At 38.1% G+C, this 7,501-nt stretch carries 6 protein-coding genes; 5 read left to right on the top strand and 1 reads right to left on the bottom strand.

Annotation, left to right across the window (positions count from 1 at the left end):
* Nucleotides 1–144: 144 nt before the first annotated feature.
* A complete protein-coding gene (locus ACLBWE_RS08725; RefSeq protein ID WP_002120489.1) occupies nucleotides 145–567 on the bottom strand; it encodes an Lrp/AsnC family transcriptional regulator in 423 nt (140 codons plus the stop codon).
* Nucleotides 568–702: 135 nt separating this feature from the next.
* Between ACLBWE_RS08725 and ACLBWE_RS08730 the strand changes: the two genes are divergently transcribed.
* From ACLBWE_RS08730 to ACLBWE_RS08750, 5 genes are all read left to right on the top strand, one after another.
* Entirely contained in the window at nucleotides 703–1,938 is a 1,236-nt protein-coding gene (locus tag ACLBWE_RS08730) for a bifunctional succinylornithine transaminase/acetylornithine transaminase (RefSeq protein WP_447602359.1), read from the top strand.
* A complete protein-coding gene (gene astA, locus ACLBWE_RS08735; protein WP_447602361.1) occupies nucleotides 1,935–3,029 on the top strand; it encodes an arginine N-succinyltransferase in 1,095 nt (364 codons plus the stop codon). The genes ACLBWE_RS08730 and astA overlap by 4 nt, the downstream gene beginning before the upstream one ends.
* Nucleotides 3,030–3,429: 400 nt before the next feature.
* Nucleotides 3,430–4,893, top strand: a complete 1,464-nt coding sequence (locus tag ACLBWE_RS08740) for an amino acid permease (protein WP_056478627.1) — start codon at nucleotides 3,430–3,432, stop codon at nucleotides 4,891–4,893.
* A 123-nt stretch (nucleotides 4,894–5,016) separates the two neighbouring features.
* Nucleotides 5,017–6,762 (top strand): ShlB/FhaC/HecB family hemolysin secretion/activation protein, encoded by a 1,746-nt coding sequence (locus ACLBWE_RS08745; RefSeq protein ID WP_348951597.1) that lies wholly within the window; start codon nucleotides 5,017–5,019, stop codon nucleotides 6,760–6,762.
* Nucleotides 6,763–6,786: 24 nt separating this feature from the next.
* The coding region (locus ACLBWE_RS08750) for a two-partner secretion domain-containing protein (protein WP_447602364.1) at nucleotides 6,787–7,501 on the top strand (715 nt) is incomplete at its 3' end.

Genomic DNA, 7,501 nt, shown 5'->3' on the forward strand with positions numbered 1-7,501 from the left:
GAATAGGTTGAACGTTGTAATAGTTTTGTTGATTTGACGAAAGACAATAGAAGAATTTTTCTAATCGAGAGCAGCTTGATGAGCCAAACCTTATGCTTAGCTCATCAATTTTTCGTTCTTATTATTTGAAATTAAAGTGAGTTATCAGGTCTTATGACTCGCAAGCAGAATGCTGGTTTCACTGTTATAAATACCTGAAATATTCCTGATTCTCTCTAAAACTTTGTCGAAGTTTTCTAAAGTGTCAGATCGTAGCTCGACCAAAATATCCCATTTGCCATTCGTTTTATGCAAACATTCCACGGCACTTTCTAGGCGTAATTCTTTAATCACAGACTGTGCTTTAGTGCCTTCAACCATAATGCTCATCCATGCACGAATAACGTTGCGTTCAGCATTGGGTTTAAACCGTACTGTGTATCCGGTAATGATGCCCGAAGATTCTAAATATTCGATTCTCTTTTTGACCGTGGCACGTGAAACGTGAACTTTTTCGGCTAACTCGGTAACAGACATCCGTGCGTTATCTTTAAGTAAACCTAAAATAATTTGATCAATGTTATCCATATTGTAATTGTCAATTATCAAATTGGTAAAAAATAATTCATTTTTGACTGAATTACAAATTTTGTGAATCAATTTGATTTTGAATAATAGGGTCATCAGCTAACCCTAATAATTCAATTTAATGGACTAGATAAGATGGATAATTTTGCAGTTTCTCGTAGTGACTTTAACGACTGGATGGTTCCAGTTTTTGCACCGGCAAATTTCATTCCTGTACGTGGTGAAGGTTCTCGTATCTGGGATCAAGAAAATAAAGAATATATCGATTTTGCAGGCGGGATTGCAGTAAACGCATTAGGTCATGCACATCCAGTGGCAGTAAATGCTTTAACAGAACAAGCAACAAAACTCTGGCATGTGGGCAATGGTTATACAAATGAACCTGTTCTACGCCTTGCAAAACAACTCACTGAAAATACATTTGCAGACAAGGTATTCTTCTGTAACTCAGGTGCAGAAGCCAATGAAGCTGCATTGAAACTAGCTCGTAAAGTCGGTTTAGACAGCGGTGTTGCTAGTAAAAGTGGCATTGTGGCATTTAAAAATGCTTTCCATGGTCGTACTTTATTTACGGTTTCAGCAGGTGGTCAACCTAAATATTCACAAGACTTTGCACCGCTTCCAAATGGCATTAACCATGTTGCCTTTAATGATTTAGAAGCTGCAAAAGCGGTGATCAATGAGCAAACATGTGCAGTTATTGTTGAACCGATACAAGGTGAAGGCGGTGTTATTCCGGCTGACATCGAATTTTTAAAAGGCTTACGCGCACTATGCGATGAGTTTGGTGCCCTACTTATTTTTGATGAAGTGCAAACGGGTGTAGGCCGTACAGGTGCACTTTATGCCTACATGAACACTGGTGTTACTCCAGATGTGTTAACAACTGCAAAAGCACTAGGCGGTGGTTTCCCAGTCGGTGCAATGTTAACAACCGATAAGTTTGCACCGCATTTTTCAGTGGGTACACACGGTACGACTTATGGCGGTAACCCGTTAGCAAGTGCAGTTGCAGGTGCAGTATTTGAATTTATTAATACACCTGAAGTGCTTAATGGTGTTAAAGCACGCCATGATTACTATAAAAAAGCTTTAAATAAATTAAACGAAAAATATGAAATCTTTGAAACAATTCGTGGTCAAGGTTTACTCATTGGCTGCGTCTTAAAATCAGAGTTCGCTGGCAAAGCAAAAGATATTAATAACCTTGCGGGTGAAGAGGGATTACTTAGTCTTATTGCTGGTCCAAATGTTGTGCGCTTTACACCATCTCTGATTATTCCTTTGGCCGATATTGATGAAGGTCTAAAACGCTTTGAACGTGCACTTGCTCGCTTTGTAGCAATTCAAAAGGATGAACAAGCGGCATGATGATTATTCGCTACATCGAACCTAAAGATGTTAATGACCTTTACCTGTTGGCTCAAAAAGCAGGTTTTGGCTTGACATCTTTACAGCCCAATATAGAAAAATTGGCAGCGCGCATCGACCGAGCTTGCAAGACTGTGGCAGGTGAGTTGCCAAAGGCGGATCAGGTTTATTTATTTGTTCTAGAAGATACTGAACTAGACAAAGTAGTAGGGGTCTGTGGTATTGAAGTCGCACTCGGTTTAAAAGAGCCTTGGTACAACTTTCATGTGGGTACTCAGGTTCATGCGTCAGAACCCTTAAGTGTTTATAAGGCCTTACCAACACTATATTTGAGTAATGACCATACCAACTGTAGTGAGCTTTGTACTTTATTTTTAGATCCGGACTATCGCTTAAATAAAAATGGCAAATTTTTATCTAAAGTTCGCTTCTTGTTCCTATCTGCATTTCGCCAATATTTTGAAGAAACCATTGTGGCAGAAATGCGTGGTTATTCCGATGCAAATGGACAATCACCATTTTGGAATGCGGTAGGCCATAAGTTTTTTGATATTGAATTTACCAAAGCTGATTATTTAAGTGGAGTCGGGCAAAAGGCCTTTATTGCAGAGCTGATGCCAAGACATCCACTCTATGTTGATATGTTGCCAGATGATGCTAAAGCAGCAATTGGTATTGTTCATCCAAATACTCGACCAGCCTATAATCTCTTGCAAGAAGAAGGGCTGCGCTATAAAGGATATGTCGATATTTTTGATGGTGGGGCGACATTGCAGGCCGATATCGAAAATTTACGAGCGATTAAAGAAAGTCAATCTCTAGAGGTCCAAATTGAACAACCTGAAAATATTGCGGTAGGGGATGAACCTTACATTGTAGCCAATGATGACTATGAAAATTATCGAGCCATTCTTGTATACAGCAAACCTTATAAAGAAGAGCTGCAATTAACACAAGAACAAGCAAAACAATTGAATGCCGAAAATGGTTGTTTAGTTCGTGTACTAAGTGTTCAAGCTAAACAGGTTTCGAGTCCAGAAGCGGTAAACAAACTCAAAGAGACTGATCATTTGCGAATGGCTGTTAATTAAGCAGAAATACTATACATTTCACCAAATTTAAGAAGGAATACTATATTATCGCTAACGCAAGATTGGTATATGGATAAACACAATCTTGCTCGCTGAGCTGGAATTCATTAGCCTGCCGCTATTCTATAAACGACAGACAATTAAAATATTTAATTAATTCATATATTTTAATTGTCTACCGAAATTATATTGATAGAGGTCAGGCTAATATAATAATGAAGGAAAGGATTTATGATTAATTTTTATTGTTATAGGTAATAGCTTTTAAAAAGGAATTTATAAGGTTTTAAATGATTTAATAATATTTTTAAAATGATTTAATGGACTAAATTGATAACCATATAATTTATTTATTATTAAAACATTTACGACAGTTGCTATAAATTGGAGTAAATATTACATGAGTAAGAATAACGGAAAGCAATTCCTGGAAGGAGATCTTCTTGGTAGTCAACATATGACTGAGCAAGAAGAAGAGAAATTGCAACGCTCATTAACCAATCGTCATATTCAGATGATTGCGATTGGCGGTGCAATCGGGACTGGATTATTTATGGGTTCCGGTAAAACATTAAGCATTTCAGGAACTTCAATTGTTTTAACCTATTTAATTATTGGTTTCTTCTTTTTCTTCGTAATGCGAGCAATGGGCGAGTTGCTTCTGGCGAATACCAATTTTAAAACATTCGCAGATTTTGCAACGGCATATCTTGGTCCGTGGGCGGGATTCTTCCTTGGTTGGTCCTATTGGTGTAACTGGATTATTACTGCTATTGCAGACGTGATCGTGATCGGAGGGTACATGCAGTTTTGGTATCCTGATTTACCCGTCTGGATTCCTGCATTTACTTCATTAGCAATTTTAACCATACTCAATTTTGTGGCCGTTCGGCTATTTGGTGAACTCGAATTTTGGTTTTCCCTCATCAAAATTACAGCAATTATTCTGTTTATTCTTGCGGGTATTTACTTAATTAGTACCGGATTTACTTCTCCGAATGGTGTTAAGGCATCGGTTAGCCATTTGTTTGAAACACAATCTATGTTTCCTTATGGTGTAACAGGTTTCTTGGCAGGTTTCCAAATTGCCATATTTGCGTTTGTGGGTATTGAGCTTGTCGGTACAACTGCTGCTGAAACCAAAGACCCGCATAAATCACTTCCAAAAGCCATTAACTCTATTCCTTTACGTATTTTATTGTTCTACGTGGGTGCATTGGTTTGTATTATTGCAGTTACCTCTTGGGCAAAAATTTCACCAGAAAAAAGCCCATTTGTGGAAATGTTTACGTTAGTTGGCTTACCAATTGCGGCAGGTTTAATCAACTTTGTTGTTGCGACTTCGGCGCTATCTTCGGCCAATAGTGGAATTTTTGCGACCAGTCGTATGTTATACGGTTTAGCATTAGACAACGATGCTCCTAAAAGCTTTAGTAAGTTATCTAAAAGTAAGGTTCCAATTAGAGGACTCGTATTTTCGATGGCTTGTGTGACGGTGGGAACCTCTATTTTATTTATTGTTCCAAATGTCATGACTGCGTTTACAATTATTTCAGCACTCACTTCAATTTTATGTATTTTTACATTCATGTTGATTGTGCTTTCTTATATTTCCTATCGTAAAAAATTCCCTGAATTACATATTCAATCCCAATATAAAATGCCGGGTGGATTATTTATGGCATGGTTTACGATGCTGTTTTTAGTTTTCACTATTGTCATTTTAGCTTTAGATCATGACACTTTAATTGCACTTGAGTGTTCACCAATCTGGTTTATTGGTTTGTTTATTGCTTATAGATATAAAAAGAAAAAGATGTTGCAGCTTGATATTTTAAAAGCTCAAAAGGTTGATTATATTTAAGCTACATAATGAATTTTTTTAAAGCTAGGTAGAAGCCTAGCTTTTTTATGGAATAAAAAATATTGAGATATATATTATTGTTATGTAAAATAATGTGATTATACGTACAATTCTGTCTACAAGATGTTAACTAAGAACTTTATAACTTCTTCCATTATTTTTCTTGCGGGTTTTAACCAATATGCCTATGCCATTGAAGATGTTTCTTTACCCAGTCAGGTATTGCAAGATCAACGACTCAAAGAGCTAAATCAGCAATTACAAGACCAAATTGCTCAGCAAACTCCTTATCAAAGTACCAAGCCATTACAGGACTTTAAACATTTAGTTGTTAAAGAGAGTCCATGCGTAGCAGTTAAAAAAATTAGTCTTGTACCCTTAAGTGGTCAGTCTGAGTCTGACTTGCAGCAATTTAACTTTGTGGTTAAAGCTATAAAAAAGCATCCGCAGAGTATTTTGGGCAAGTGTATTGGCACCCAAAGCTTACATAACATCGTGAACTATACCCAAAACGAACTTTTAAAAAAGGGTTTTATTACCAGTCAAATTGTTGTGAGTCCACAAGACTTAAATCAGGGTAATTTAAACCTGAGTGTGCAAATAGGTCGCCTGAATAAAATCATAATTCAAGAAGGGAAAATCTCGTCATTACAACTTAAGACAGGGTTGCCATTTAAAACGGGCGACATTGTAAATCTAAAAAGACTAGATCAGGGACTAGAAAACCTGAAACGTGTCTATGCGGTAGATATGCAAATTGCGCCTGCAAATAGTCAAGATAAAGAATTAACGGGCTATAGCGATTTAATACTTAAACTTCAACCACTACAAAAAGTTAATTTCAATTTAAGCGTAGATGATTCGGGTAATCAGGACACTGGTACCTATATGGGAAATATCGGGTTAGGAGTCAATAACCCATTTCATTTAAATGATATTTTATCGTTAAACGTGAGTCACTCATTAGATGACTTTCATGAAAGCTTAAACCGAAGTTACTTTATTAGTTATCAGTTACCTATTGGTTATTATGATTTAGGTTTTAGCTATAACGATTATCAATATAGACAAGGAACTGTAGCACCTGAATCTGGTTATCCAGTGATTTATCATGGTAATAGCCAACAAGCCAACCTAAACCTATCTCGTGTGATTAGTCGTAGTGGGCAACATAAAACCAGCGTGTATGGAAAACTTTATCATAAAGAAAGTCAGAGTTTTCTAAATGATGTTGAGATTAGTGTCTTACACCGTAGAACCTCAGGTTGGAATTTAGGGTTTCAGCACCGTCAATATTTAGGAAATGCGGTATTAGACGGCAGCATCGATTACCGTCGTGGGATGGGGGTAGGTGCCCGAACTGCACCAGAAGAAAATATTACCAATATTGAGGGAAAACATCTTCCTGTTGAAGGTTACTCCCGTGCTCCACTTTTAAGTGCCGATTTACGTTTTAGCACACCATTCCTTTTGCTCGAAAAACCCGCTCAATATCGCCTTAACTGGCGTGGACAATATGCACCGAAAATTTTAGTACCGAATGACCGCTTTTATATTGGTGGTCGCTATAGCGTGCGTGGTTTTGATGGTGAGCTCATGCTTTCCGGAGATAACGGGCAGTATGTACAGCAAGAAATCAGCTTGAATGCACCAATTCCAAATACCCAGTTTTACATGGCAGTCGATCAGGGCTGGGTCAATGGGCGTAATAGCATACCGGGTCAGCGTTATTTACTCGGTAGTGTTTTGGGTCTACGCACCTATCAAAATAGTTTTTATCTGGATGCCTTTACAGGTCGGGGGCTGATTGCACCTGACAGCATAAAAAAAGACTGGGTTACCGGTTTTAGTATCAACCTTTCTTATTAATTTACTTTAGAAAAGACTTCATTCATGAACAAGAATAGTTATCGCATTATTTATAGCAAAGCACGTCAAATGTTTGTGGCCGTGGCTGAAAATGTCCGAAGCCAAACCAAGGCATCCGGCCAAAGTGAAGCTAGCTCCCAGAGTCAAATTGATAACACTGAATCTCAGGCATTTCATCAGCTCTGGCAAGTGAAAGCACTGGTTGCCAGTATGAGTTTATGGATGCCTTTAGCACCTGCGTATGCTGCTATTGTGGCGGACAGTGCTGCAAATGCTGCGAATAGAGCAGTGATTGCTGCGGGTAAGAACTCAGCAGGTATAGTCGTTCCTGTAGTTAATATTCAAACTCCTAAAAACGGTATATCCCATAATATTTATAAACAGTTTGATGTACTGGCTGAAGGTGCTGTCCTGAATAACAGCCGCCAAGGGGCTACGACACAAACAGTAGGAAACGTTGCAGCCAACCCGTTTTTAGCTACAGGTGAAGCGCGAGTTATTTTAAATGAAGTAAACTCATCAGCCGCTTCACGCTTTGAGGGGAACTTGGAAGTTGCAGGGCAAATGGCAGATGTGATTATTGCCAACCCATCTGGTATTAGCATTAAAGGTGGTGGCTTTATTAATGCCAACAAGGCAATTTTTACCACAGGTAAACCTCAGTTAAATGCCGATGGCAGTATCAAACAGTTTACGGTTGACCAAGGTAAAATTACGGTTTCAGCGAACCCTAATACTA

It is taken from the genome of Acinetobacter sp. M5A5_2a (assembly GCF_053345265.1).